This window comes from Streptomyces sp. NPDC051561 (assembly GCF_044454195.1).
In the GTDB taxonomy this organism is placed as follows: Bacteria; Actinomycetota; Actinomycetes; order Streptomycetales; family Streptomycetaceae; genus Streptomyces.
In genome coordinates, this window is record NZ_JBITDM010000008.1 from 162,683 (window position 1) to 188,290 (window position 25,608).

Genomic DNA, 25,608 nt, shown 5'->3' on the forward strand with positions numbered 1-25,608 from the left:
TTGGTCTACCTCTCCAGTACGAGTGCGAGGCCCTGGCCCACTCCGATGCACAGGGTGGCGAGTCCGGTGCCGGATCCGGCGGCGGCGAGCTGGTGGGCGACGGCTCCGGTGATGCGCGCCCCGGAGGCGCCCAGCGGGTGGCCGACGGCGAGGGCGCCGCCGCGCGGGTTGACCACGGCGGGGTCGAGACCCGGCCACTGGGACAGGCAGGCCAGGGCCTGGGCGGCGAAGGCCTCGTTGAGTTCGAGGACGCCCAGGTCGCCGAGGTCGCGGCCGGCCTTCTTCAGGGCGCGTTGCACGGCCTCGACGGGTCCGGCGCCGAAGTACTGCGGTTCGATGCCGGTGACGGCGGTGGCGCTGATCCGGGCGAGGGGTTCGCGGCCGGTGGCGCGCAGGCCGTCCTCGTCGACGAGGAGGAGGGCCGCGGCGCCGTCGTTGAGCGGCGAGGAGTTGCCCGCCGTCACGGTGCCGTCCTCGCGGAAGACCGGCTTGAGCCTGGCGAGGGCCTCAAGGGTCGAGGAGGCACGGATGCATTCGTCGCGAGCGACGTCGATGCCTTCGACGGGGACGACTTCACCGTCGTACAGCCCCGCATCCCAGGCGTCGGCCGCTTTTTGGTGACTCGTCAGGGCGAAGGCGTCCTGTGCCTCGCGGTCGATGCCGTAGCGGTCGGCGACCAGTTCGGCCCCCTCTCCCAGGGCGACCGTCCACTCCTCGGGCATCCGCGGGTTGGTCATCCGCCAGCCGAGGGTGGTGGAGTACATCTGCTGGTGTCCGGCGGGGAAGGCGCGTTCCGGCTTGGGCAGCACCCAGGGGGCACGGCTCATCGACTCGACGCCGCCCGCGACCGCGACGGAGGCGTCGCCGACGGCGATGGCGCGGGCGGCCTGGATGACGGCCTCCATGCCGGAGCCGCAGAGCCGGTTGACGGTGACGCCGGGGACGGTCACCGGGAGTCCGGCGAGCAGGACGGCCATCCGGGCGACGTCGCGGTTCTCCTCGCCGGCGCCGTTGGCGTTGCCGAAGAACACGTCGTCGATGCGGGCCGGGTCCAGGTCGGGCGTACGGGCGACGAGTTGGCGCAGCACCGTGGCGGCCAGGTCGTCGGGACGTACCCCCGACAGGGCGCCCCCGTACTTGCCCACCGGCGTGCGCACGGCATCGACCACGTACACGTCGCGGAGAGGGGTCATCGCCCCACCACTTCCCCGAGGGCGACCGGCGCCCCCGTCTTCTCGATGAGTTCTTCGGCACTGACACCCGGCGCCGTCTCGACCAGGACGAGCCCGGCGTCGGTGACGTCCAGGACGCCCAGGTCGGTGATGATGCGGTGCACGCAGCCCTTGCCGGTGAGCGGCAGGGTGCACTCCCCCACGATCTTCGGGGTGCCGTCCTTGGCCGTGTGCTCGGTGAGGACGATGACCCGGCGGGCGCCGTGGACCAGGTCCATGGCGCCGCCCATGCCCTTGATCATTTTGCCGGGGATGGACCAGTTGGCGAGGTCGCCGCCCGCCGAGACCTGCATGGCGCCGAGGATCGCCGTGTCGATGTGGCCGCCGCGGATCATGCCGAAGGAGAGGGCGGAGTCGAAGAAGGAGGCGCCGGGCAGGACCGTGACGGTCTCCTTTCCGGCGTTGATCAGGTCGGGGTCGACCTGGTCCTCGGTGGGGTAAGGGCCGACGCCGAGGAGGCCGTTCTCGGAGTGCAGGACGACGTCGACGTCGGTGGGCAGGAAGCTGGGGACCAGTGTGGGCAGGCCGATGCCGAGGTTCACATAGCTGCCGTCGGTGAGCTCCGCCGCGGCGCGTGCGGCCATCTCTGCTCGGGTCAGGGCCATCAGGCGCGCACCGTTCCTTGAGTGGCGGGCGCGGAGACCATGCGCCGTTCGATCGACTTGTCGGTGGCCTGCCGCGGGGTCAGTGCGACGACCCGCTGCACGAAGACGCCGGGTACGTGCACCGAGTCCGGGTCCAGTGCGCCGGGTTCGACCAGTTCCTCGACCTCGGCGATGGTGATCCGGCCGGCCGTCGCGGCGAGGGGGTTGAAGTTGCGGGCCGAGCGGTGGAAGACGAGGTTGCCGTGCCGGTCGCCCCTGGCGGCCCGTACCAGCGCGAAGTCGGTGGTGATGCCCCGCTCCATGACGTACTCCCGGCCGTCGAAGTCGCGGGTCTCCTTGGCCGGGGAGGGCAGTGCGACGCTGCCGTCGGGCCCGTAGCGCCAGGGCAGTCCGCCGTCGGCGACCTGGGTGCCGACGCCCGCCGGGGTGAAGAAGGCGGGGATTCCGGCGCCGCCCGCGCGCAGCCGCTCCGCGAGGGTGCCCTGCGGGACCAGTTCGACCTCCAGTTCGCCGCCCAGGTACTGGCGGGCGAACTCCTTGTTCTCGCCGACGTAGGACCCGGTGACACGGACGATCCGGCCCGCCGCGAGGAGCAGGCCGAGGCCGCCGCCGTCGACACCGCAGTTGTTGGAGACCACGGCGAGGTGATCGGGCCCGCTGTCGTACAGCGCCCGGATCAGCACGTTGGGCACGCCGCTGAGCCCGAAGCCGCCGACGGCGAGGGAGGCCCCGGAGGGGATGTCGGCGACCGCGTCCGCGGCGGTGGCCCTGACCTTGTCCATATGAAGGAATTCCTGACCCCGGGCTGTTCGCCCAGTGAACTAGAGTTCACACTTGACTCGGCATGAGTCTGCTTCGACCCGTCCGGCGTGTCAATGCCCGGCTACGGTTGCCCCTGAGTTCCACCACGGAGAGCCGATGTCTGACACGAACCACCCCCTCGCCCCTGCCGACGACGACCTGCCGCCGGAGGCCGTCGGCCCGCTGCTGCGCGGGATCGAGGTGCTGCTGCGGCTCACCGCCGCCGACGGGCGGTCGAGTCTCGGTGATCTCGTACGGTCCACCGGCCTGGCCCGCTCCACGGTCGACCGGATCACCGGCACCCTGGCCCGGATGGGCCACCTCCGCCTGGAGGGGCGGGACGCGGTGCTCACCCCTCGCCTGATGGAACTCGGCAACGCCTATCTCGCCGCGATCCGTATCCCCGCACTGCTCGGCCCGCACGCCGAACACCTCGCGGACACCCTCGACGAGTCGGTGTCCCTGGCGGTGCCCGACCGGGACGGCATCCGCTTCGTCCACCAGTCGACGCGCCGCCGGGCGATGTCGCTGAGCTTCGGCATCGGCGATCTGCTGCCCGCCGAACGGACAGCCCCCGGGGCCCTGTTCGCCGACGGCTGGGACACCGAGGAGTGGGCGCGCTGGCGGGAGCGCCGGGCCGCCGATCCGCAGGGGCTGGCCTTCGGCGCCGTACCGCCGAGGGAGTCCGGCCCCGACGAGGCGCACTTCGCCGACCGCACCCGGGAGGCCGGGAGGCTGGGGTGGGCGCTGGACGACCAGTTGATCGAGCCGGGGCTGGTCGCGCTGGCTCTTCCGGTACGGGACGCGGCGGGGCGGACGGTGTGTGCGGTGAGCGTGGTCAGCCACACCAGCCGGCACGACGCGGCGTCGCTGCGCGGGGCGATGCTTCCCCAACTGCGCGGGGCGGTGGATGTGATGGAGCGTCAGCTGCGCGAGGCACCGGACGTGGAGCCCACGTCGCCTTCGCAACTGGCACGTTGGACCACGGCGTCCAAGCAGGAGCTGGGTGCCGGATTCGTGGAGTCGCTCGCCCGGGGGCTGACCGTGCTCACCGCGTTCGGCGCGGGTGCGCCGGAGCTGACGCTGAGCGGCGTCTCCGGGGCGTGCGGTCTGGCGCGGGCGACCGCGCGCCGGGCACTGATCACCTTCGGGCATCTGGGGTACGTGGAGTCGGCGGGCGGGCTGTTCCGGCTGACGCCCCGGGTGCTCGGGCTCGGCTTCCCGCCGCTGTCGCACCGCACACTGCCGCAGATCGCCGAGCCGCACCTGGCCGACCTGTCCCGGCGGCTGCACGACTCGACGTCGCTGTCCGTGCTGGTCGACGGGGAGATCCAGTACACGGCGCGGATCGCCACCAGCCGCATCATGAACGTCAACATCACGGTCGGCACCCGCTTCCCCGCGTACGCCACCTCCATGGGCCGTGTGCTGCTCGCCGACCTCCCCGGGGCCGCGCGCGCCGCGCGGCTGGCGGCCACCGCCCCGCAAGCGCTGACCCGCCACACGGTGACCTCGCCCGAGCGGCTGGCCGCCCTGCTCGACGACGTGGCGGAGCAGCAGTTCGCCATGACGGACGGGGAGTTGGAGGAGGGACTGCGCTCGGTCGCGGTGCCGGTGCGGGATCTGTCGGGGCGGGCGGTGGCCGCCGTCAACCTCGCCATGCACAGCAGTCGGCGCACCGCCGAGGAGTGCCGGACCGTGGTGCTGCCCGAGCTGCGGGCGACGGCGGCACGCATCGAGGAGGACCTGGCGGTTGCCGGGCGGTTCACCCGTACAGCGGCCTACTGAGAGCCGGTGCCCGGAGCGGGCCCGGGAAAGAGAGCCTGTGTCTGAACGACACGGGCTCTGAACCCGAACGGGCGCGCACCGCTCCCGGGGCGGCTGCGGCGTGCGCGCTTCCGGTGGAGGATCAGGAGACAACCCGGCCGCTTGCTTCCCGTACGACCTGGAAGGACCTGTACGGACCGTTCGGATCCGCACGTACCCGTGCACCCGTACGCGCCTGTTCCTGTGATTCCCATGTCTCCGGAGGTGAGATGCGGCATGGCCCGCACTTCTGTCGTCAGACCCCGGCTCCGCTACTGGTTCGACAACACCATGACCCGCGGCACCCCGGCCCTGATCGGCTGGCTCTCCGTCACCTGTCTGGCGATCGTCGTCCCGGTGAGCATCCTGCTGGTCTGGGCGGACAGTGCGAGGCCGACCACCGTGCACAACCAGGTGCTGGAGATCTGGAAGAACGTGAGCGTCGCGTTCAAGCTGGGCGGCGCGGTCGGCACCCCGGTGTTCGTGGGCCTCTCGATCCTGCTGGCGCTGGTGGGGCTGGTCTTCGCGAGCACTCTGGTCGGGCTGATCGCGGCCGGCGTCAATCGCAAGATCATGGATCTGCGGCGCGGCCGGTCAGCTGTGCTCGAAGAGGACCACACGGTGCTGCTGGGCTGGTCGGAGCAGGTCTTCCCGATCATCGCGGACCTGGTGGAGGCCAATTCCAACCAGCGGCGCGGGGCGGTGGCGGTGCTGGCTCCCAAGGACAGGATCGAGATGGAGGAGCTGATCCGGGCCCGGGTGCCGGACACCCGCAACACCCGAGTGATCTGCCGTACCGGAAGTCCGGTCGACCCCGCCGACATCGGGCGGGTCAACCCGGGGGGCGCGCGCTCGGTGATCGTGCTGACGCCGGGCGGCGAGGACGGTGACGCGGACCTCATCAAGACGCTGCTCGCGGTCACCAGGAGCCCGGGGATGCAGGACAAACCGCATGTCATCCTCGCGGCCGTGGAGGACGGCCGGAACCAGGAGGCGGCCCGGTTGGCGGCCGGCGACGGGGCATGTGTGCTGAGCGTGGACGACATCGCGTCCCGGCTGATCGTGCAGACCTGCCGCCAGCCCGGACTCTCGGTGGTCTACATGGACCTGCTGACGTACCAGGCCAACGAGTTCTACATGGTGACCGAACCCAAACTTATCGGCCGCACCTACGGCGAGGCGATGTTCCTGTACGACACCTCCGCGGTGATCGGCCTGCGCCGGGCGGACGGCACCCTCGCGCTCAACCCGGCGTCCGAGACGATGATCGACGAGGACGACCAGATCGTCGCGATCTCCTGGGACGACGACACGGTGATCCTTTCCGACTGCGCCTGGAGCATCGACGAGGCCGCCGTGATCACCCCGGCGCCACAGCAACAGCAGCAGCAGCCGCCCGAGCGGACCCTGATGCTGGGCTGGAACCGGCGGGCCCGGATGGTGATCAGCCGGCTCGACCGGTGCGTCTCCCCCGGCTCGACCCTGGATGTGGTCGCCCGGGAGCCGGCCCTGGCCGACACGGTCACCGCCGTGCCCCGGGAACGCGGCGCCCTCACTCCGGCGTTCCACGTCGGCGACGTCACGGAGCCCGCCCTGCTGCGGAGCCTGGACGTCTCCCGGTACGACCGCGTGATCGTGCTCAGCGACGACCCGGACGGCACCGCCGGGCTGCGCGCCGACAACCGCACCCTGGTCACCCTGCTCCAACTGCGTGACATCGGGCGCGGGTTGCGCCGGGAGCTGCCTGTGGTCGCGGAGCTGGCCGACGACCGCAACCGGGCACTGGCGCCGATCAGCGAGAGCGACGACTTCATCGTCAGCGACACTCTGATCAGCCAGCTGATGACCCAGGTCTCGGAGAACCGCCATCTGGCGGCTCTCTTCGAGGACCTGTTCCGGCCCGAGGGCAGCGAGATCTGTCTCAAGCCGGCCCGGGACTACGTGATGCCCGGCCGCGACATCGACTTCTACACGGTGGTGGAATCGGCCCGCCGCCGTGGCCACTCGGCGATCGGCTACCGCAGGCAGGCCGAGGCGGCCGTCGCCCCGAGGTTCGGCGTCCACGTCAATCCGGACAAGAAGGAGCGCCTGCGGTTCGTGGAGGGCGACCGGATCATCGTGCTGGCGCCGGACTGACCGGGACGGGAATTCCTGTGCACGCAAAGGGTGTTGGTCCGTGCACACACATCGCACCGACCGCACGACCGATCAGCGCCGACGCATACCGACGAAGGCCGACGAAGAAGGAGCACCTGTGGCACTCTCCCGCGAGGCACGCGAAGCCTTTCTGGCCGAACCGCACATCGGAGCACTGGCGGTGGACGCAGGACCCGGCCGGGCACCGCTCAGCGTGCCGATCTGGTACGCGTACACGCCCGGTGGCGAGGTGTGGATCGTGACCGCCCCCGACTCCCGCAAGGCGGAGCTGATCCGGGCGGCCGGCCGGTTCACCATGATGGCCGACCGGATGGAGCCGACGGTGCGTTACGTGTCCGTGGAGGGCCCGGTGGTGAGCGAGGAGCCGTGCAGCTACGAGCAGCTGACCGAGATGTCGGCCCGCTACCTCCCGGCCGAGAAACTGGCGGACTACGTCGACTTCTCATGGAAGCAGGAGGGGGCGCCGACGCTGTTCCGGATGCGACCGCAACGGTGGGTGAGCGCGGACCTCGGCACGGTCTGATCCGGACGCCGCGATCCGGACACGGTGATCAGGACGCAGCGATCAGGACACGGTGATCAGGACACGGTGATCCAGCAGGACGCAAAGATTCCGGATCTCAGGGCTGACCCTGATGTCCTGCGCCCGCGGCCTGCCTATGGTGTTCTCACCGGCACCGTTCCGGGGACGACGACGGGGGAAGTACGGGGGATCTCGGGGGAGACGTCGTCCCGGAACGGTTTGCCGCCTTTTTTGTGCCGGGCCTCTTCAGGCCCGCAGATAAGTGAGTACGGCCCTCACTCTGCGGTGGTCCTGCAGGTCCGTCTCCAGCGCCAGTTTGGCGAAGATGTTGCGGACGTGCGTCTCGACCGTCTTCGCACCGATGACCAGACCGCTCGCGATCGCGTCATTGCTCCTGCCCTGGGCCATCAGGCCGAGCACCTCGCGTTCGCGGGCGGTGAGTTCGTCCAGCGGGCCCGGCGCGCGCGGGGTGGCGAGCAGTCGGGACACCACCTCGGGGTCCAGGACGCTCTCCCCGGCGGCGACCCGCTTGAGTGCCCCGGCGAGTTCGTCGATGTCGGCGACCCGTTCCTTGAGCAGATAGCCGAAGCCGCGCGGGTCCTCGGCCAGCGCCCGTACGGTGTCCGTCGTCTCGACGTACTGGGAGAGCAGCAGGACGCCGGTGCCGGGGTGCTCGGCGCGGATCCTGGCCGCGGCCAGCAGGCCCTCGTCGGTGTGGGTGGGCGGCATCCGGATGTCGAGCAGGACCGCGTCGGGGCGGTGTTCGGCAACCAGTTCGGGGAGCCGCTGTGCGTCGCCGAGTTGCGCGGGGACCTCGATTCCGGCGTCGGTGAGGAGTCGTACGACACCCTGTCTCAGCAGCGCCGAGTCCTCGGCCACTATCACCCGCACGGCAGTTCCGCCCTGATTCTGGTCCCGCCACCTGCGGGAGAGTCCACGTGCAGTATCCCGTCCACGGCGGCCAGCCGGTCCGCCAGGCCCCGCAGTCCGCTGCCCCGGGCGGTGTCGGCGCCGCCGATGCCGTCGTCGACGGTCTCCACGACGAGGCGGTCCCCGAGCTGTCGGGCCGAGACGCTGACGGCCCGGGCCCGGGCGTGCTTGGCCGCGTTGGCGAGGGCCTCGCAGACGGTGAAGTAGGCGGTGGACTCCACCACCGGGTCGTAGCGCCGGGGATCGGCGGCGACCACGACAGGCAGCGCGGCCTGCTGGGCAAGGGCGGTGAGGGCGGGGCCGAGGCCTTCGCGGGTGAGGACGGCGGGGTGGATGCCGTGGGCGATGCCGCGCAGCTCTTCGAGGGCGAGTTTCAGGCTCTCCTCCACCTCGGCGACGGAGTGCCGCAGGGAGGGGTCAGGGTGTCCGGCCAGGCCCTTGTCGACGCGGCGCAGTGCCATCAGGGCGAAGACCAGGCGGGCTTGTGCGCCGTCGTGCAGGTCGCGTTCCAGACGCCCGCGTTCGGCGTCGGCGGCGCGCACGATGCGTGAGGTGACCTCCTTTGCCTGGGTGCGCAGCGACAGGTTCTCCAGGGCGAGGCGCAGGGCGGCGCCGACCGCTTCGAGGAGTTCGGGGTCCTCGTCCAGTGCGGGGTCGTGGTGCAGCAGGGCGAGCGGGGTGCCCCGGGAGGAGTCGACGCGGGTACGTCCGGGGCCTTCACCGCGTACGATCTCGCCGGCCCCGTCGACGTACGCGCCCTTCCCCTCCTGCCACAGCCCCAGCCGCAGTCCGGGATCGCCAAGCACCCGCCCGAGCACCTCGCGCAGCCGGTCCTGGTCGGGGTCGGTGCCCAGGTCGATGACCAGGTCACCGACCTCGGCGCGTTGCAGCCGCATCCGCAGCAGGCCGATCAGGAAGGCGACGGGCACAGCGACCTGGGCCAGGTCGGAGAGCAGGAAGACGGCTTCCTGGAGGGGGCCCGCCGGGGGCGTGGGCAACAGCAGGAGCAGCAGGTCCCACAGCAGGAACGCGGAGGCGATCGCGATGGCGATCCAGGCGGGCAGCAGGGCGCGGCGGCGGGCCACGGACGACTGCTGCCAGCGGCGGACGATCGCCACGACCAGGACCACCGAGAGCACCCAGCCGAGCGAGCGGTAGACCGTGTCGACGGGGGTGAAGAGGTCGGTGAGGGCGGGGATGTGCAGGAGGTTGGGGCCGCAGTCGGTGCAGGAGAGGTACGTCGCTTCGACGGCGACCACCGCCGGGTCGTACGTCAGCGCGCGCAGCAGACCGCCGAGCGCGACGAGGCCGTACGAGAACCGAGTGAGGCGGCGGGCGATCCGCGAGGTGAGCCGGCCGTCGGGGAAGGAGAGCACCAGGTGGACGAGGACGGCCATGTTGAGCGCTTCCCACCAGGCCCCCAGGGCGAACAGGGCGGGCACCCCGGTGCCCTGGAGGTTGCCGAGGAACCAGGTGATTCCCTCGGCGACCATCAGCGGGCCCGTGCGGTTGGCGGGCCGGTGCCACCAGGCGACCAGACCGCCACCGACGTAGGCGAGGCCGACGGCGAGGTCACGTGTCACGTCGAGGGCGGTGCCGCCCGCGCGCAGATAGGCCCAGCTGCCGACGGCGGCGGTCAGCGCCGTGGCCAGGGCGGCCGCGGCCATCCGCAGGGGGAGGGTGGTCCTCGGGGGGTGCGTGCTCTTCGGGGGGTGCGTGCTCTTCGGGGGGTGCTGCCTGTTCACGGCCCACACGGTAGGCCATCCGGGTGGTGGGCCGATCGGTCGCGGGAGCGGCCCCGATAGATGCCCAATGCATCTTTGAGGGGCGGTACCCCGTGCCCCGGGAACGGCGCTGCCGCGCACGGGCCCCCGAGGAAGAACAGGCCCCCGCCGGACCACGGGCGCCGGCGCCTCAGTAGTGAGCACAGCTCTTGGGTCCACCTCCCGCGTCCACCCCCGCGCGGTGTGATGCTCAACGCGTCGCGTAATTCCCCCACTTCGGCTTCTCTTCACTACGCTCGAAAGTCCCTGTACGCACCATGGAAGAAACGGGGTGTGCGTCGTGCTGAACCACCTGCCGACCCTCCCGGCCCAGCCCGACGACTGGACCGAACCCGGCGCCCACCGCGTGAGCGACGGCGTCCACCGGATCCCGCTCCCCCTTCCCGACCCTGCGCTGCACGCCGTCAACGCCTATCTGGTCGAGGACGCCGAGGGCCCGGTCCTGATCGACTCGGGCTGGGCCGGCCCCGAGACGCAGAAGGTGCTGAGCGAGGCGCTGCGCTCCCTCGGGTACGCCCTCGCCGACCTCTCCCAGATCCTGGTGACCCACGCCCACTGGGACCACTACACCCAGGCGCTCGCCCTGCGGGAGTCGCTGGGTGCCCGGGTGCGCATCGGGCGCGGCGAGAAGTACTCCATCGACGGCTTCGACCTGACGAACGGCCCGTTCCCCCACCAGGCGGACCAGCTGCGGGCCTGCGGCGCGCCGGAGCTGGCGGGCCGGATCGACGCGCTCCCGGTGCGGCCCGAGGACTGGGCGATGCCGGTCGGTCCGCCGGATGCCTGGCTGGACGACGGGGAGCAGGTCGCGCTCGCCGGGCGCAGGCTGACGACGCTCGCCACCCCGGGGCACACCCGTGGCCATGTGGTGTTCGGGGATCCGGCGGCCGGTCTGCTGTTCGCCGGGGACCACGTGCTGCCGCACATCACCCCCTCGATCGGCTTCGAGTGCGTACCGGAGAAGTCACCGCTGCGCTCCTATCTGCAGTCCCTGCGTCTGGTGAGGGAGTTGCCGGACGCCCTGCTGCTGCCCGCGCACGGCAGGGTGACCCTCGGCGTGCACACCCGGGTCGACCAGCTCCTCGCCCATCACGACGAACGTCTGGACGCGGTGGCCCGCGAGGTCCGCGCGGGCGCCACCACCGCCCACGCCGTCGCCGCCGCCCTCCCCTGGACGCGCAGGCTCCGCCGTCTCGACCAACTCCCCGACCAGCACAGGATGCTGGCGATCCTGGAGATCGACGCGCACTTGGAGGTGCTCGCCGAGACGGGTGTGATCGAGGGGGTGGATGTGGCGGGGGTGCGCCACTTCGCGGTACGCGCGTAACCGCCCGGCCCGTGCCCAACCGGTCAATTCCCTATGCCGTACCGGCGAGTTCGTGAAACGATGCTGCATCCGCGATCACTCCTGCCACAGGGAGACCGGATGCCCCAGGGCTCCAGCACACCGCCCGCCGGCCAGGCGGAGATCGCCGCCTTCGTACGGGAGTGCTGGCGGCGCGGCACCTCACGACCGCTGCCCGTGATCGTCCTGCTGGGGCGGCCCGGCAGCGGCAAGACGTACGCCCTGGAACACTTCTCGCACGAGACCGCGGGCGGCATCACGGCCCGGATCGACCATGCGCCGCTGCCCGTGCAGCGACCGTACGAGATGGCCGTGCACCTGGCGTTCCTGCTGGCCCGCAAGCACTCCCGGGTGCGCCCACCGCGCTTTCCCCGGCTGATGCTGGGGCTGCTCGCCCTCAGTCTGAGCGATCTGCCGCTGGACAACCGGGAGGCCGCCCGCAAGAGGCTCAAGTCCGCCCTCAGCAGCGCCCGCAGCAGTGCCGCGATCGAGGCCGCCGAGGCGGCGGGCGGGGTGCTCGACAACCTGGGCCTGTCCCCGGTGCCGAACCTGGAACTGGCGGCCGGGCTGCTGGTGCGCGGCTTCACCCATCTCCCGGTGGCCACCGCGCTCAACCGTGCGCTGGTGTCGTACGGGCAGGGCAGCACCCAGGCGGGCATCGACGCGCTCATAGATCTCAACCAGCGCCACCGCACCGGCGTCCCGGCCGATGCGGCGCTGGTCGACCGAGGCCTGTGCGAGGTCTTCCTGGACGACCTCACCGCCTCCTTCAGCGGCCGGGGCAGGCTCTACAACTGCCTTGCCCTGCTGGACAACATCGACCGCCCGCACGTCACCCACTTCCTGGAACTCCTCTGCTCGCTACGCGCGGAGAAGGCCCGCTCGGGGGTTTACGACCCGCTACTGATCGTCGCCACGGCCGCCACCACCCGCGCCGTACCGGGCCCCAGTGACGGCAGCCCGGACGACCCGCACATCCGCCTGCCCGAGTCGCTGTCGTACGCGTCGTGGCATCCGCGCCCCGAAGCGGCCCCGCCGCACTGGTGGTGCCCGGTGCGGCTGCGCGACCTGGACGAGGTCGAGGTCACCCTGGAGGCCACCCGGCACGAGAAGGAGCGTGCGGCGGGGACCGGGCGCCCGGAGCCGTGGGTGCTGCCCGCCACCACTCCGCTGATACACCGGCTGACCTACGGACACCCGTGGAGCGTGCGCACCCTGCACGAGGTGCTGGCGACACCGCACCGGGACGGCCCGGCCGAGAGCGATCTGCGGGGGCTGCTGTCGGTGCGCCCGCAGGGGCTGGGCGTGCCGTTGTCCGATGTCGTACGAGGTCGGCTGCTCGCCGGATTCACCGAGGACCAGCAGGGGGCGGCGCTCCTGGTGGCGGCGGCCCGCACTCCCAAGTCGGCGGTGAACGCGGGGCTGTTGAACGACCAGCCGGAGCATGCCCGGGACACCCTGATGCGGGAGCTGCGCGAGCGGCTGTGGCTGTCGCGGCGGGTTCCGGAGGACGCGCACACCCGGGGCGGGCGCGGCCCGTCCGGCTATCTGCTGCCGGGGCCGGGAGCCGGCGGCCGGGGCGAGAACGCGGTGGACACCACCTTCGACACCCAGCCGGTACTGCACCCCTGGCTGCGCCTGCTGCTCCTCGACCGGCTCACGGACCCGACGGGCGGCACCCTGGAGCGGTGGCGGCGGCTGCACGAGGTGCTCGCCTCCTGGCACGCACGCCACCACCAGCCGCTGGACGCCCTCTACCACCGGCTCGCCAAGGGAGAACTCCCCCTGATCGTCGACCACTTCAGCACCGGCGTCTCCGCCAGGGACCTGGTGCCGTGGCTGCGCGAGCTCTACCACGTGACGGCGGCTCCCATGTACGCGGCGTGGCTCTCGGACGAGCCACCGCAGCGGCGGGCCACCGAACTCGCCCGCGAACTGGCCCCGGACGCGTACGCCGACGAACGCCTGGGCAGGCCGCTGGCCGAGCTGTGCGCGGCCCTGTGGCTGGCGGGCGATCCGCGCAACCGGCTGCCGCTGGGCCACCCCGAGCTCAACCACAAGATCAGCGCGAAGCTGCGTCAGCTGGCGATGGTGGCCGACGCCGACGCGGACACCCTGCTGGACGAGGCCGAGCGCTACACCGACTGAGTGGTCGTCACCCGCCTTACGACGTAACGGATTTGGGCCGAGAGAGGATCACCGATGGCGTGGCTGCGCAGAAACCGGGAACCCGGCTGGGTGAGGGACCTGCCACCGTGGTGGCGGCGCTGGCCGGGCAACGTCATCTCCCTCGTGCTGGCGTGTCTGCTGGTGGCGGGCTCCCTGGTGCTGCTGCTGCGTTCGGATCCGCCGGTGGACACCTCCTGCGCGACCGGGGTGGAACGGGTCGAGGACGTGTGTGTGGGCGTCACCGACGGCTCGTACCACTTCGACGAGAAAAACCTGGGCCCGCTCTTCGAGCGGATCCGCGCGGAGAACGCCGAGGTGGACAAGGAGTCGGCGAAGAAGGGCGGCGCGAGCCACGTCGGCGTCGTCTATCTGATGTCCATGGTGCCGGACGCCAAGGACACCAACACCCCGGACTCGGTGCGGCACGAGATCCAGGGCGCGTACACCGCGCAGATGGAGGTCAACCGCACCAACAAGTACGGCGACGCCCCGAAGATCAAGCTGCTGCTCGCGCACCTGGGCAACGGCAAGGCGCAGGCCGACACCACCCTGGAGCAGATCCGGCGGCGCACCGCCGAGGAACGTATCGTCGCGGTCGCCGGTCTCGGCACCAGCACCCGGGCGACCGAGTCGGTGATACGGCGGATCACCGCCGCCCCCGCCCAGGGTGGCCTCCAACTGGCCGCTGTGGGTTCGGTGTTGACCGCCGACACGCTTGCCAAGGTGCCGGGGCTCGTGCGGGTCGCGCCGGTCAACTCGGACGAGGCGTCGGCCGCCGCCGCGTTCCTGAAGCAGAAGGAGAACGTGAGGAAGCGGGTCCTGGTGGTGCAGGACGAGCGGGCGGACGACGACTACACCAGGACGCTGGGCGACACCTTCCTCGCCGCGCTGCCGCCGGGGCGGCTGGCCGGGAAGACGGAGAAGTACGACTCCTCGCAGGCCGGGGTGGCGACCGCCTTCAAGACCCGGATGTCGACGATCTGTGCGGCCAAGCCGGACGTCGTCTACTTCGCGGGCCGGGGCATCGACCTGCCGCGCTTCCTGGCCCCGCTGAAGGACCGCCCGTGCGTGAAGGACCGCCAGGTGCTGGTCATCTCCGGTGACGACGCCTCGCAGACGGCGCAGGCGGCCGGGTTCCAGGACATCAAGGACACCCTGCGGGACGGGAACGTACGGCTCGTCTACACGGGCCTGGCGCACCCGGAGAGCTGGGACAAGCTGCCGGACGCGTACCAGGGGGCGGCCAAGCCGTCGTTCGGCCCGCAGGGCCGGTTCCGGGAGCTGTTCAAGGAGGAGGCGCTGGACGACGGGCAGGCCATCATGGGCCACGACGCGGTACTGACGGCGGTCGCCGGGATCCGGCTGGTCGCCGAGAACTCCGAGAACAACAACGGGGCGGTGTCCGGCTCCGAGGTCATCCAGATCTGGCGCTCGCTGCACGGCCCCGAGAGTGTGCCGGGGGCGAGTGGGCTGATCTCACTGGGCAGCGACGGGTCCCCGGAACGCAAGGCGGTGCCGATCATCGAGATCGGCGCCAACGGGAAGGTCTCGACGCTGGCGGTATCGGCACAGGGCGGGAAACCACTCACGGAGGGGGACATCAGCGGCTAGGCGGGACGGGCGCGGGTGGGCGCGGGTGGGCGCGGGCGCAGGGTGGGCGCGGGCGTGGGCAGGCGCAGGCGCAGGCGCAGGCGCAGGGAGCACGGGCCCAGGGAGCGCCGGCGCGAGCGTGTGCGGGCACCGGTAGGCGCGGACGCGGGTGGGCGCGGGCACCGGTAGGCGCGGACGCGGGTGGGCTGCTGTTCGCGGAGTTCACCGCGCCCCCGGCAGGTGGTCCCCCTGGTGGGGCGCGCATGTATACGGGGCGGTCGGCAGCCTGACCGCCCCGCGGGCGGCAACGGCGCGCCGAAATACGTGTGTTACGCACGGGACCGGGAGCCGAAACACCCGCCGCCTACCGTCACGGCCCACGGGTCCCCACCCGTACCCCGTCCCCCGCGTCCCCAGGAGGCACCCCGTGACGGTCGATCAGTCGCCCGCCGTCGACAGCCGGCAGGACCCACCCCCCACACCGTCCGCCGCCCGCCCCGCGGCGCGCGAGACCCTGGAGGACTACACCCTCCGGTTCGCCCCGCGCAGCTACCGCCGCTGGACCCCCGCCGTGGTCGGCGCCTCCGCCCTCGGTGGCATCGCCTACATGGCCGACTTCTCCATCGGGGCCGGCATCGGCATGACCCACGGCACCGGCAACGCCCTGCTGTCGATCCTGGTGGCCGCCGCCGTCATCTTCGTCTCGGGCATCCCGCTCGCCTACTACGCGGCCCGCTACAACCTCGACCTGGACCTGATCACCCGGGGCTCCGGCTTCGGCTACTACGGCTCGGTGATCACCAGCGTCATCTTCGCCAGCTTCACCTTCATCTTCTTCGCCACCGAGGGCGCCATCATGGCGCAGGGCCTCAAGTTCGCGCTGGGGATGCCCCTGTGGGCGGGCTACGCCCTCTCCACCTTCATCATCATCCCGCTGGTCATCTACGGGATGAAGGCCCTCACCAAGCTCCAGTCCTGGACGAACCCACTGTGGATCGTGCTGATCGTCGCGCCGCTGGTGTACGTCGTGGTGGCCGACCCCGACTCGGTCGGCCGCTTCCTCGCGTACGAGGGCAAGGCCACCGGCGGTATCTCGACGGCGGCCGTGATGCTGGGCGCCGGTGTCTGTCTCTCCCTGATGGGCCAGATCGGTGAACAGATCGACTATCTGCGCTTCATGCCGCCCAAGACCGAGGCCAACAAGCGCTCCTGGTGGACGGCGACCATGCTCGCCGGGCCCGGCTGGGTGGTCTTCGGCGCACTGAAGCAGGCGATCGGTGTCTTCCTCGCCGTGTACATCGTGGACGCGGTCGGCGTCGCCGCCGCCGTCGAGCCGATCGAGCAGTTCACCGCCGCCTTCAAGCAGTTGATGCCCGGCTGGCTGGTCGTCCCGCTCGCCCTCCTGCTGGTCGTCCTCAGCCAGGTCAAGATCAACGTCACCAACTCGTACTCCGGCTCGCTCGCCTGGACCAACTCCTACACCCGGGTCACCAAGCACTACCCGGGCCGCATCGTCTTCGTCCTGGTCAACCTGGGCATCTCGCTCGTCCTGATGGAGGCGAACATGTTCGCCTTCCTCAACAACGTGCTGAGCTTCTACTCGAACTGCGCGATGGCGTGGGTCGTCACCGTCGCCACCGACATCGGGGTCAACAAGTACCTGCTCAAGCTCTCCCCGAAGCAGCCGGAGTTCCGGCGCGGGATGCTGTACGCGGTCAACCCGGTCGGTCTGGTCTCCTTCCTCGCCTCCTCGCTCCTGTCGATCGCCGTGTACTTCGGCCTGTTCGGCGAGGCGGTCCAGCCGTACTCGCCGCTGGTCGCGGTGGTCGTCGCCGTACTCCTCACCCCTGCCGTGGCCGTCCTCACCAAGGGCCGCTACTACCTGCGCCGCACGGACGACGGCATCGCGGAGCCACTGCTCGACGCGGACGGCAACCCGAGCGCCGCGGCCTACGACTGCGGTGTCTGTGCGGAGTCCTTCGAGCGGCCGGACGTGCTGGCGAGTGCGCGGGGCGGGGTGATCTGCTCGCTCTGTCTATCGACGGACCGCGAGGGTGTCCACGTACTGCCTGCTCAGACGTACTCCGTCGCCGCGTCGAGCAGCCAGTCCGTCACGTAGCGGGCGTAGGACGAGCGGACCAGGAGCCAGAATCCGGCTCTCGGCCGGGCCCGGGCCACCAGGACGATGTGTGCGCGAGCCAGCGTCGTTCGGGCGCAATGGCCGGGGGCGAAGGCACGCGGGTGCAGGTCCAGTGGGCAGCCGTGGGCGAGCAGGTCGCGGGCGCGGGGACCGGAGACGAGGAGCGCGGCGCGCTGGGCGGAGACGTCGGTGACCGAGAGGGGGTCGTCACCGCCGGCCACCGCCGCCCGGATCCGGCTCTCCAGGTCCTGCTCGGTGTCCGGGGGCCCCACCACCAGCCACTCGTCGGGACCGAGCCACAAGGCTGTCAACCTCCCTGTTGCCGTGGTGGTGTTGGGCTCCACGGGCAAGGGGAGTCCGAGGGCGAGCGTGATCGCGTCCGCTGCCGCGCTCCCGGCTGCGAGTCGTACGTCGATCTGCGCCGGGAAGCGGAGTGCGGCGAGCCGGAGCGCCCCGCCGGAGGACCGGGTCGCGGCGGCCAGGAGTGCGGGGTCAGCCATCTCGGCGGGCTCCTTCGGGGTCGTACAGGACGGGGCTCGCGACGGTCACCGGGACCAGGTGTCCGGCCACCGGGGCGTACAACCGCTCACCGATCCTGTCGCGGCCGCTGCTGACCAGGGCGAGGGCGAAGGTCCGGCCGAGGGCGGCGCTGCGGTAACTGGAGGTGACATGGCCGAGCATCGGGACGGGCGGGGCGGGGAGCGGGCTGTCGGCCACCAGTTGGGTGCCCTCGGGGAGGAGGGTGGTGGCGTCGTCGGGCAGCACGGCGACCAGGTGTCTGCGGTCGGGGCGGGCGGTGTCGGCGCGGGTGAAGGAGCGCTTGCCGAGGAAGTCGGGCTTCTTCCCTGAGACCGCCCAGCTCATACCGAGGTCGTGCGGGGTGACGGTGCCGTCGGTGTCCTGGCCGATGATCGGGTAGCCCTTCTCGGCGCGCAGCACGTGCATGGTCTCGGTGCCGTACGGGGTGATGCCGTACGGGGCTCCGGCCTCGCCCAGCGCCTCCCACAGGGCGAGGGCCCGCCGGGGCGACACATTGATCTCGTAGGCGAGTTCGCCGGAGAAGCTGATCCGGCAGATGCGGGCGTCGATGCCCGCGACGGTGGATTCCCGGTAAGCCATGAACGGGAAGCTGTCGTTGTCGGCCGCCAGCCTCGGAGACAGCGCGGCCAGTACGTCGCGGGAGCGCGGCCCGGCCAGGGCGACGGTGGCCCACTGCTCGGTGACACAGGTGCAGTGGACGCGCAGTGCGGGCCACTCCGTCTGGAGCCATTCCTCCATCCAGTCGAGGACGGCGTCCGCGTTGCCGGTCGTGGTGGTGAGCAGGAAGCGGTCCGGGGCAAGACGCAGCACGGTGCCGTCGTCGAAGACCATGCCGTCCGGGCGGCACATCACGCCGTAGCGGATCCGGCCGGGCTTCAGGGAGCTGATCAGGTTGGTGTAGAGCAGGTCGAGGAAGGCGGCGGCGTCCGGGCCCTGTACGTCGATCTTGCCGAGGGTGGAGGCGTCCATGACGGCGACGGAGCGGCGGGCGGCCGTGCATTCGCGGAGTACGGCGGCTTCCATGTCCTCGCCGGTCCGGGGGTAGTGGCGGGGGCGCTTCCACTGGCCGACGTTCTCGAAGACGGCGCCGAGGGAGACGTGCGCCTCGTGCAGGGCGGTCACCCGGACCGGGTCGTGGAGGGCGCCCCGGTTGCGGCCGGCGAGGGCGGCGAAGGAGACGGGGGTGTACGGCGGGCGGTGGGTGGTGGTGCCGAGTGCGGAGATCTCCACTCCGAGGAGTGCGGCGACGACGCCACTGGCGAGGACGCCTGAGGTCTTGCCCTGGTCGGCGGCGGTGCCCGCGGTGGTGTAGCGCTTGGTGTGTTCGACGGAGGTCAGTCCGGCGCCGGTGGCGCGGGCCAGGTCGTCGACGGTGACGTCCCGTTGGAGGTCGACGAAGCGGGGGGCGGTGGTGGGGCCGGGGACGAGGAAGAGGGGCATGGACGGTGTGGGTGGTGGGTCCGGGATGACGTCGGGGAGGCGCGGTGCCTGGGCGGAGTGGTCCTCCGCCCCGACGCGGTGGCCCTCCGCCTCGACGGCGCGGGCACCGGCGGCGGCGCCCTGGGCGAGGGTTCCGGCCAGGTCGAGGACGCCGTTCGCGCTGCCCGCGACCTCGATGGACTGGCGGCAGGTGTCCGGGGCGGGGAGGAACGCGCCGAGAGCCGGGTCGTACCGGAGGCTGCCGCCTGCCTGGCTGAAGAGGTGGGCGACCGGGTTCCAGCCGCCGGAGACGAGCAGGAGGTCGGCGGGGAGTTCACGGGTGGGGGTCGCATCGCCGAACGGGGCGAGGGATACGGAGCTGATCCGCTCACCTCCCGAGGTGCCGACGACCGCGTGCCCGGCCAGCACCTCGATGCCGGCCGCGCGGGCCCGCCGGGCCCACTCCCCCGCCTCGGGGCGGGTGTCGACGATCGCCGCCACCTCCGCACCTGCCCCGGCCAGGTCCAGTGCGGCGGCGTACGCGCTGTCGTTGGTGGTGAAGAGGACGGGGCGGTGGCCGGGCAGGACGCCGTACCGGTTGACGTAGGTGCGTGCCGAGGTGGCCGTCATCACGCCGGGGCGGTCGTTGTCCGGGAAGGCGAGCGAGCGTTCGTGGGCGCCGGTGGCCAGTACGACGTGGCGGGCGCGGATGCGCCAGACGCGCTCCCGGGAGATCCGGTGCGGGGCGGCGGCGCCGAGGTGGTGGGTGCGGCGTTCGACGGCGAGGAGGTGGTTGTCGTCGTAGTGGCCGAAGACGGTGGTGCGGGACAGGACCCTGGTTTCGGGGGCGGATTCGAGGTGTGCGCGGGCCGCTGCCACCCAGTGGGCGATCTCCCCCGTGCCGAGGAGGCTGCCGCCCGGCTCGGGCTGTTCGTCGGCGAGTACGACGCGTGCGCCGCTGCGGGCGGCGGTGACCGCTGCGGCGAGACCGGCCGGGCCCGCGCCGATGACGAGGAGGTCGCAGTGCGCGTGGACGGTGTCGTAGCGGGCCGGGTCTGGGGTGGTGGCCAGGCGGCCCCGGCCGGAGAGACTCCGGGCGACCAGGCCGTCGTACAGCTCGATGGTGGTCGCGGGGAGCATGGGTTCGGGGAAGGGCTGCTCGATCTGTACGAGGGCGTTGGGTTCCTCGACGCCGGCCGAGAAGATGCCCCGGGGGCGGCCGAGTCCGATGCTGGTAGCGGCCCGGATGACGCCGTTGGCGAGGAGGGCGGAGGCGAGGGTGTCACCGCGCAGGCCCTGATACTCCGTACCGTCGAAGGTGAAGGTCAGGGGCTCGTCCCTTCGGGGGCGGCCTCCGGCGGGCAGGCGGAAGGGCTGGGCGGACCGCCGCCCCGCTTTTGGCGCCCCGCCCGGGAGGCGGGGCCGCTCCTCCCCCACCCGGTAGACCGCCAGCACCTCGTTCGTCGCCGTGTCCCGCACCACGTTGAACCAGCGCCGGCACCCCGCCCGGTGCGCCCAGCGTTCCGCGAACGGCCCCCTCGGGTTGTCCCGGAAGAAGAGGTACCGCGCCCACTCCTGGTCATCCAGCGCCTCCGGCTCCCCGGGATGGGGCACATGGGCCTGCCCGCCGTAGCGGAACTCGGCCTCGTCGCGGGGCCCGCACCACGGGCAGGCGATCAGCAGCACGCGTCCACACTCCCTAGTGGGCCACCGCGGCGGCGCCGTGCTCGTCCACGAGCGCGCCGGTGGTGAACCGGTCGAGCGAGAAGGGGGCATTGAGCGGGTGCGGGGCGTCCTGGGCGATCGTGTGGGCGTACACCCAGCCGGCCCCCGGGGTCGCCTTGAACCCGCCTGTCCCCCACCCGCAGTTGAGATAGAGGTTCTCCACCGGGGACAGCCCGACGATCGGCGACGCGTCCGGCGTGACGTCGACGATGCCGCCCCAGGTCCGCAGCACATGCGCCCGCGCGAAGACCGGGAAGAGCTCCACGGCCGCCGCCATCTGCTCCTCGATGATGTGGAACGCGCCGCGCTGGGTGTACGCGTTGTACGCGTCGATGCCCGCCCCCATCACCAACTCCCCCTTGTGCGCCTGGCTGACGTACACATGGACCGCGTTGGACATGACCACGGTCGGGTGCACGGGCTCCAGGAGTTCCGAGACGAGCGCCTGCAAGGGGTGGCTCTGCAGAGGAAGGGCGAATCCGGCCATGCCCGCCAGGACCGAGGTGTGCCCGGCCGAGCACAGCGCCACCTTCCCCGCCGCGATCGGTCCGCGCGTGGTCCGCACCCCGGTGACCCGGCCGCCGGACACGTCGAGGCCGGTGACCTCGCAGTGCTGGATGAGATCGACCCCGGCCGCGTCGGCGGCCCGCGCCAGTCCCCACGCCACGTGGTCGTGCTTGGCGGTGCCCGCGCGCGGCTGATAGGTCCCGCCCAGTACCGGATACCGCACCTCAGGTGAGATGTCGACGATCGGACAGACCTCCTTGACCTGCTGCTCGTCGAGCCACTGCGCGTCCACCCCGCCCAGCCGGTTCGCCTCGACGCGGCGGACCCCGTCGCGGACGTCCTGAAGGGTGTGCGCGAGGTTCAGCACCCCGCGCTGGGAGAAGAGCAGCGGATAGCCGAGGTCCTCCTCCAGCCCCTCCCACAGCTTCAGCGCGTGCTCGTAGAGGCCCGTGCTCTCGTCCAGGAGGTAGTTGGAACGGATGATGGTGGTGTTGCGGGCCATGTTCCCGCCCGCCAGCCACCCCTTCTCCAGCACGGCGACATCGGTGATCCCGTGGTTCTTCGCCAGGTAGTGGGCGGTGGCCAGGCCGTGCCCACCGCCGCCGACGATCACGACGTCGTACGACCGCGCGGGGTCGGGGTCGCGCCAGAGCCGGTCGGGGTGCTCGGGAAGCTCGGCGCCGGGGGTGTGCGGACTCATCGGGCGACTCCGGCTGCTGGGACCATGGGGAGAAGGACGCTAGCCACGAAGGCGGGACATGCTCGGGTCGAACAGGGGCTCCTCGGTGACGACCGCCTCGAAGCGGTCCGCGAAGTACCCGATGTGCACCGGCGTACGGGGCACTGCCAGCTCCGCCGGAAGCCAGGCATAGGCGATCGGCCTGCCCACCGTGTAGCCGTACGCGGCGCTGGTGACGTAGCCGACGGCCCGGTCCTCACGGTCGTACACCGGTTCCTGGCCCATGAGCACGGCCCGCGGGTCGTCCATGGTGAGGCAGGTAAGCCTGCGTCGTACGTCGGTGGCCCGGCGCAGCAGCGCGGGTTTGCCCAGGAAGTCCTTGTCGGGGCGGACGGCGAAGGCGAGCCCGGCCTCGTAGGGGTCGTGCTCGTACGTCATGTCGGTGCCGAAGGCCCGGTATCCCTTCTCCAGACGGAGGCTGTTGAAGGCGCCCCGGCCCGCCGCGATCCCGCCCAGCGGCCCGGCCGCCTGCCAAAGGGTGTCCCACAGCTTGAGGCCCAGGTCGGCGGTGGTGTAGAGCTCCCAGCCCAGTTCGCCGACGTAACTGAGCCGCATCGCGGTGACCGGTACGGACCCGATGTACGCCTGCTTGGCCCGGAAGTACTTCAGGCCGTTCGCCGAGAAGTCGGTGCGGGTGAGGGGTTGCAGGACGTCGCGGGCGAGTGGCCCCCAGAGGCCGATGCAGCAGGTGCCGGGGGTGAGGTCGCGGACTTGGACGGTGCCGTCGGCGGGCAGGTGGCGGGTGAGCCAGTGATGGTCGAGGTTGCCGTTGACGCCGATCTGGAAGCGGTCGGCGGCGAGCCGGGCGACGGTGACGTCGCTGCGGATCCCGCCGTCGGTGCCGAGGAGCAGGGTGTACGTCACCGAGCCGACCGACTTGTCGACCTTGCCGGTGCACAGGTACTCCAGGAAGGTGGCGGCACCGGGGCCCGCGACTTCGAGGCGTTTGAGGGCGGTCATGTCGTAGAGGGCGACCCGTTCGCGGGTGACCTGGGCCTCGGCGCCGACGATCGGGGACCAGTGGCGGGCGGCCCAGTCGTTGGGGGTGGGGATCGACCGGCCCTTGAGGAGGCCCGAGTTGGATTCGTACCACTGCGGGCGTTCCCAGCCGTTGGCCTCCAGGAAGTGCGCTCCGAGTTCCTGCTGACGGGGGTGGAAGGGGCTGGTGCGGATCGGGCGGGGGTCCCCCGGTGGCTGGAGGGGGTGCAGGATGTCGTAGACCTCGACGAAGTTGCGGGAGCTGCGGGCCAGCACGTAGTCGGGGGCGAGCTGGTGCGGTTCGAAGCGGTTGAGGTCGCATGCGTGCAGGTCGAAGGTGGAGCAGTGGCCGTCGACCAGCCATTCGGCGAGGGCCCGGCCGACTCCGGCGGAGTGGGTGACCCAGACGGCCTCGGCGACCCAGAAGCCCTTGACGTCGGGGGATTCGCCGAGCAGGGGCAGGCCGTCGGTGGTGAAGGAGAAGAGGCCGTTGATGCCTTCCTCGATCTTGGTCTCGCGGGTGGCGGGGAGCAGGCTGCGGGTTTCCCGCCAGGCGCCCGCGAAGTCGTCCTCGGTGAATTCGAGTACCGAGGGCATGGCGGCGTTGCCCGTCGGCCGGATGTCGTCGGTGACGGGCGTCGGGCGGATGTCGTCGGCGGAGACCGGCATCGGGCGGTGTCCGTAGGAGCCGATGGTGAGGCAGTCGTAGCGGTCGCGGTAGTAGAGGTCGGCGTCCTGGTGGCGCAGGATCGGGCGGACGGCCTCCTCGGTCTGTCCGGCGAGGGCGGGCAGGGGCCCTGTCCTGGCCAGTTGGTGGGCGAGCGGGGTGAGCGGGAGGTTCAGGCCCACCATGCGGGCGATCTTCGGGCCCCAGATGCCGGCGCAGCACACGACGACGTCGGCGGGGATCTCACCCCGGTCGGTGCGGACACCGGTCACCCGTCCCTGGTGCTGGTGGACGTCGAGGACTTCGTGGCGGGCGAGGAAGCGGACTCCGCGTGTGGTGGCCCGGCGGATCTGGGCCTCGACGGCGAGTACGGACCTGGCGAGGCCGTCGGCGGGGACGAAGAGGCCGCCGAGGACCCGGTCGGGGTTGAGCAGCGGGTGCTGGTCGAGGCACTCCTGGGCGCCGAGCAGGCGGGCTTCGATGCCCCAGGAGGTCACCCAGCCGTGGCGGCGGTGGAGTTCGGTGAGGCGTTCGGGGGTGGTGGCGATCTCCAGTCCGCCGACCTGGAGGAAGCAGGGCTGCCCGTCGACGTCGAGGGAGCGGAACTTCTCGACGGTGAAGCGGGCCAGCTCCGCCATCGTCTTGGCGGGGTTGGCCTGGAAGACCAGGCCCGGGGCGTGCGACGACGACCCCCCGGTGGCGGGCAGCGGGCCCTGGTCGACCACGGTCACTTCGGTCCAGCCGCGCGCGGAGATCTCGTCGGCGAGCGCGGCTCCCACCACGCCCGCTCCGATGATGACCACTCGGGGTCCCGCCATCACCGCACCTCCGACTCGATGCTCTCCGGTCTTTCCCTTGCGGGCCGGCCGGGTGACGCGGCCCGCTTGCGAGCCAGGGGGTTGCGCAGCTCACACACGCACCCACTGCGCCACCCGGCGCGCTACTTGATCCAGGCGTCCACCTTGGCGGCGTTGGCCTCGACCCACTTCTTCGCCGCCGCCTCGGGCGTCATCTTGTCCACGGCGATGTACTTGGCCACGATGTTCTGGTCCTCGTTGGTCCAGTTGAACTTCTTCACCAGGTCGTACGCCGGGCTGCCCGACTTGGCGAATTTCGCGGCGGCGATCTTGTCGAGGTCGTACGCCGGGTAGTCGCAGGTCACCTTCGCCGCGTCCGTGTCACAACCCGCCTTGTACGGAGGCAGGTTGACCTTGACCAGGGGCACCTCGGAGAGGAACCACTGCGGGTCGTAGAAGTAGCCGATCACCCATTCCTTGTTCTTCTCCGCCTTGCGGAAGGCCTGGATGAGTGCGGCCTCGCTGCCCGCGTACACCACCTTGTAGTCCAGCCTGAGGTTCTTCACCAGCGCCTCGTCGTTGGTGACGAACGACGGGTCGCCGTCGAGGATCTGGCCCTTGCCGCCCGACTCGGAGGTCTTGAACTTCGACGCGTACTTGTTGAGGTTCTTCCAGTCGGTGATGTCCGGGTGCTCCTTGGCGAGCCACGGCGGGACGTACCAGCCGATCGCCCCTTTGTTGCCGGTGGTCCCCGCGATGACGCCGGTCTTCTGGTCGGTGATGTACTTCTTCTTCAGGTCGTCGTGTCCCCAGTTCTCCATCACCACGTCGACCTCGCCGGTGCCGAAGCCCTGCCAGGCGATCTCTTCCTTGAGGTTCTTCTTTACGACCTTGCAGCCGAGTTCGTACTGGGCGACATGGCCGACGACCGCCGCGTTGGCCTCGTAACCCACCCAGGGGTTGATGGCGATGTTGAAGGTTCCGCACTTGCCCGGGCCGGCGGAGCCGCCGGAGGAACCGGCGTCCTCGATCTTCGCGCCGCCGCAGGCGGTGAGGGTCAGCGAGAGAACGGCCAGGCCGATCGCGCCGGCCCTCCACCGCAGTGCTTGTGTTGCCATGGTCAGTGCTCCTTATGGATGCGCGGCGCAGGTCTG

17 protein-coding genes are annotated in these 25,608 nt (G+C 71.4%); 7 read left to right on the forward strand and 10 right to left on the reverse strand.

What is annotated here, in order from left to right; genetic code table 11:
• Positions 1 to 5: 5 nt before the first annotated feature.
• Genes ACIA73_RS20130 through ACIA73_RS20140 form a run of 3 tightly spaced genes read right to left on the reverse strand, consistent with a single transcriptional unit; the run spans position 6 to position 2,619 of the window.
• Positions 6 to 1,193, reverse strand: a complete 1,188-nt coding sequence (locus ACIA73_RS20130) for a thiolase family protein (RefSeq protein ID WP_399439955.1) — start codon at positions 1,191 to 1,193, stop codon at positions 6 to 8.
• Complete coding sequence (locus ACIA73_RS20135; protein WP_399439956.1) at positions 1,190 to 1,837, reverse strand: 3-oxoacid CoA-transferase subunit B; 648 nt, start codon at positions 1,835 to 1,837, stop codon at positions 1,190 to 1,192. The genes ACIA73_RS20130 and ACIA73_RS20135 overlap by 4 nt, the downstream gene beginning before the upstream one ends.
• A complete protein-coding gene (locus ACIA73_RS20140; RefSeq protein WP_399439957.1) occupies positions 1,837 to 2,619 on the reverse strand; it encodes a CoA transferase subunit A in 783 nt (260 codons plus the stop codon). The genes ACIA73_RS20135 and ACIA73_RS20140 overlap by 1 nt, the downstream gene beginning before the upstream one ends.
• Positions 2,620 to 2,755: 136 nt before the next feature.
• Between ACIA73_RS20140 and ACIA73_RS20145 the strand changes: the two genes are divergently transcribed.
• The 3 genes from ACIA73_RS20145 to ACIA73_RS20155 all read left to right on the forward strand — a co-directional run bounded on the left by ACIA73_RS20145 (position 2,756) and on the right by ACIA73_RS20155 (position 7,124).
• Entirely contained in the window at positions 2,756 to 4,426 is a 1,671-nt protein-coding gene (locus ACIA73_RS20145) for an IclR family transcriptional regulator C-terminal domain-containing protein (RefSeq protein WP_399439958.1), read from the forward strand.
• A 255-nt stretch (positions 4,427 to 4,681) separates the two neighbouring features.
• Entirely contained in the window at positions 4,682 to 6,580 is a 1,899-nt protein-coding gene (locus tag ACIA73_RS20150) for an NAD-binding lipoprotein (RefSeq protein WP_399439960.1), read from the forward strand.
• Positions 6,581 to 6,698: 118 nt separating this feature from the next.
• Positions 6,699 to 7,124: a pyridoxamine 5'-phosphate oxidase family protein gene (locus tag ACIA73_RS20155; protein ID WP_399439961.1), complete on the forward strand. Its 426-nt coding sequence runs from the start codon at positions 6,699 to 6,701 to the stop codon at positions 7,122 to 7,124.
• 246 nt (positions 7,125 to 7,370) lie between these two features.
• Here the strand turns inward: ACIA73_RS20155 and ACIA73_RS20160 are convergent, their stop codons facing one another.
• On the reverse strand, positions 7,371 to 8,009 hold the full coding sequence (locus tag ACIA73_RS20160; RefSeq protein WP_399440121.1) for a LuxR C-terminal-related transcriptional regulator: 639 nt from the start codon (positions 8,007 to 8,009) through the stop codon (positions 7,371 to 7,373).
• Positions 8,006 to 9,799, reverse strand: a complete 1,794-nt coding sequence (locus ACIA73_RS20165; protein WP_399439962.1) for a sensor histidine kinase — start codon at positions 9,797 to 9,799, stop codon at positions 8,006 to 8,008. The genes ACIA73_RS20160 and ACIA73_RS20165 overlap by 4 nt, the downstream gene beginning before the upstream one ends.
• 319 nt (positions 9,800 to 10,118) lie before the next feature.
• Between ACIA73_RS20165 and ACIA73_RS20170 the strand changes: the two genes are divergently transcribed.
• From ACIA73_RS20170 to ACIA73_RS20185, 4 genes are all read left to right on the forward strand, one after another.
• Positions 10,119 to 11,165, forward strand: coding sequence for an MBL fold metallo-hydrolase (locus ACIA73_RS20170; RefSeq protein WP_399439963.1), 1,047 nt, complete (start codon positions 10,119 to 10,121; stop codon positions 11,163 to 11,165).
• Positions 11,166 to 11,264: 99 nt separating this feature from the next.
• A complete protein-coding gene (locus ACIA73_RS20175; RefSeq protein WP_399439964.1) occupies positions 11,265 to 13,331 on the forward strand; it encodes a hypothetical protein in 2,067 nt (688 codons plus the stop codon).
• A gap of 90 nt (positions 13,332 to 13,421) precedes the next feature.
• Complete coding sequence (locus tag ACIA73_RS20180; protein WP_399439965.1) at positions 13,422 to 14,963, forward strand: ABC transporter substrate-binding protein; 1,542 nt, start codon at positions 13,422 to 13,424, stop codon at positions 14,961 to 14,963.
• Between the two features lie 406 nt (positions 14,964 to 15,369).
• A complete protein-coding gene (locus ACIA73_RS20185) occupies positions 15,370 to 17,061 on the forward strand; it encodes a purine-cytosine permease family protein (RefSeq protein ID WP_399439966.1) in 1,692 nt (563 codons plus the stop codon).
• On the opposite strand, the gene ACIA73_RS20190 is transcribed toward ACIA73_RS20185, so the two are convergent.
• The 5 genes from ACIA73_RS20190 to ACIA73_RS20210 form a co-directional block, all read right to left on the reverse strand.
• A complete protein-coding gene (locus ACIA73_RS20190) occupies positions 17,016 to 17,582 on the reverse strand; it encodes a sarcosine oxidase subunit gamma (protein WP_399439967.1) in 567 nt (188 codons plus the stop codon). The two genes, ACIA73_RS20185 and ACIA73_RS20190, sit on opposite strands and share 46 nt — an antisense overlap.
• Entirely contained in the window at positions 17,575 to 20,727 is a 3,153-nt protein-coding gene (locus ACIA73_RS20195; protein ID WP_399439968.1) for a sarcosine oxidase subunit delta family protein, read from the reverse strand. The genes ACIA73_RS20190 and ACIA73_RS20195 overlap by 8 nt, the downstream gene beginning before the upstream one ends.
• Positions 20,728 to 20,740: 13 nt before the next feature.
• Positions 20,741 to 21,973, reverse strand: a complete 1,233-nt coding sequence (locus ACIA73_RS20200; RefSeq protein WP_399439969.1) for a sarcosine oxidase subunit beta family protein — start codon at positions 21,971 to 21,973, stop codon at positions 20,741 to 20,743.
• A 39-nt stretch (positions 21,974 to 22,012) separates the two neighbouring features.
• Positions 22,013 to 24,475 carry an FAD-dependent oxidoreductase gene (locus tag ACIA73_RS20205; RefSeq protein WP_399439970.1) on the reverse strand — a complete coding sequence of 821 codons (2,463 nt, stop codon included), beginning with the start codon at positions 24,473 to 24,475 and terminating at the stop codon, positions 22,013 to 22,015.
• 122 nt (positions 24,476 to 24,597) lie between these two features.
• Positions 24,598 to 25,572 (reverse strand): ABC transporter substrate-binding protein, encoded by a 975-nt coding sequence (locus tag ACIA73_RS20210; protein WP_399439971.1) that lies wholly within the window; start codon positions 25,570 to 25,572, stop codon positions 24,598 to 24,600.
• Between the last annotated feature and the right edge of the window lie 36 nt (positions 25,573 to 25,608).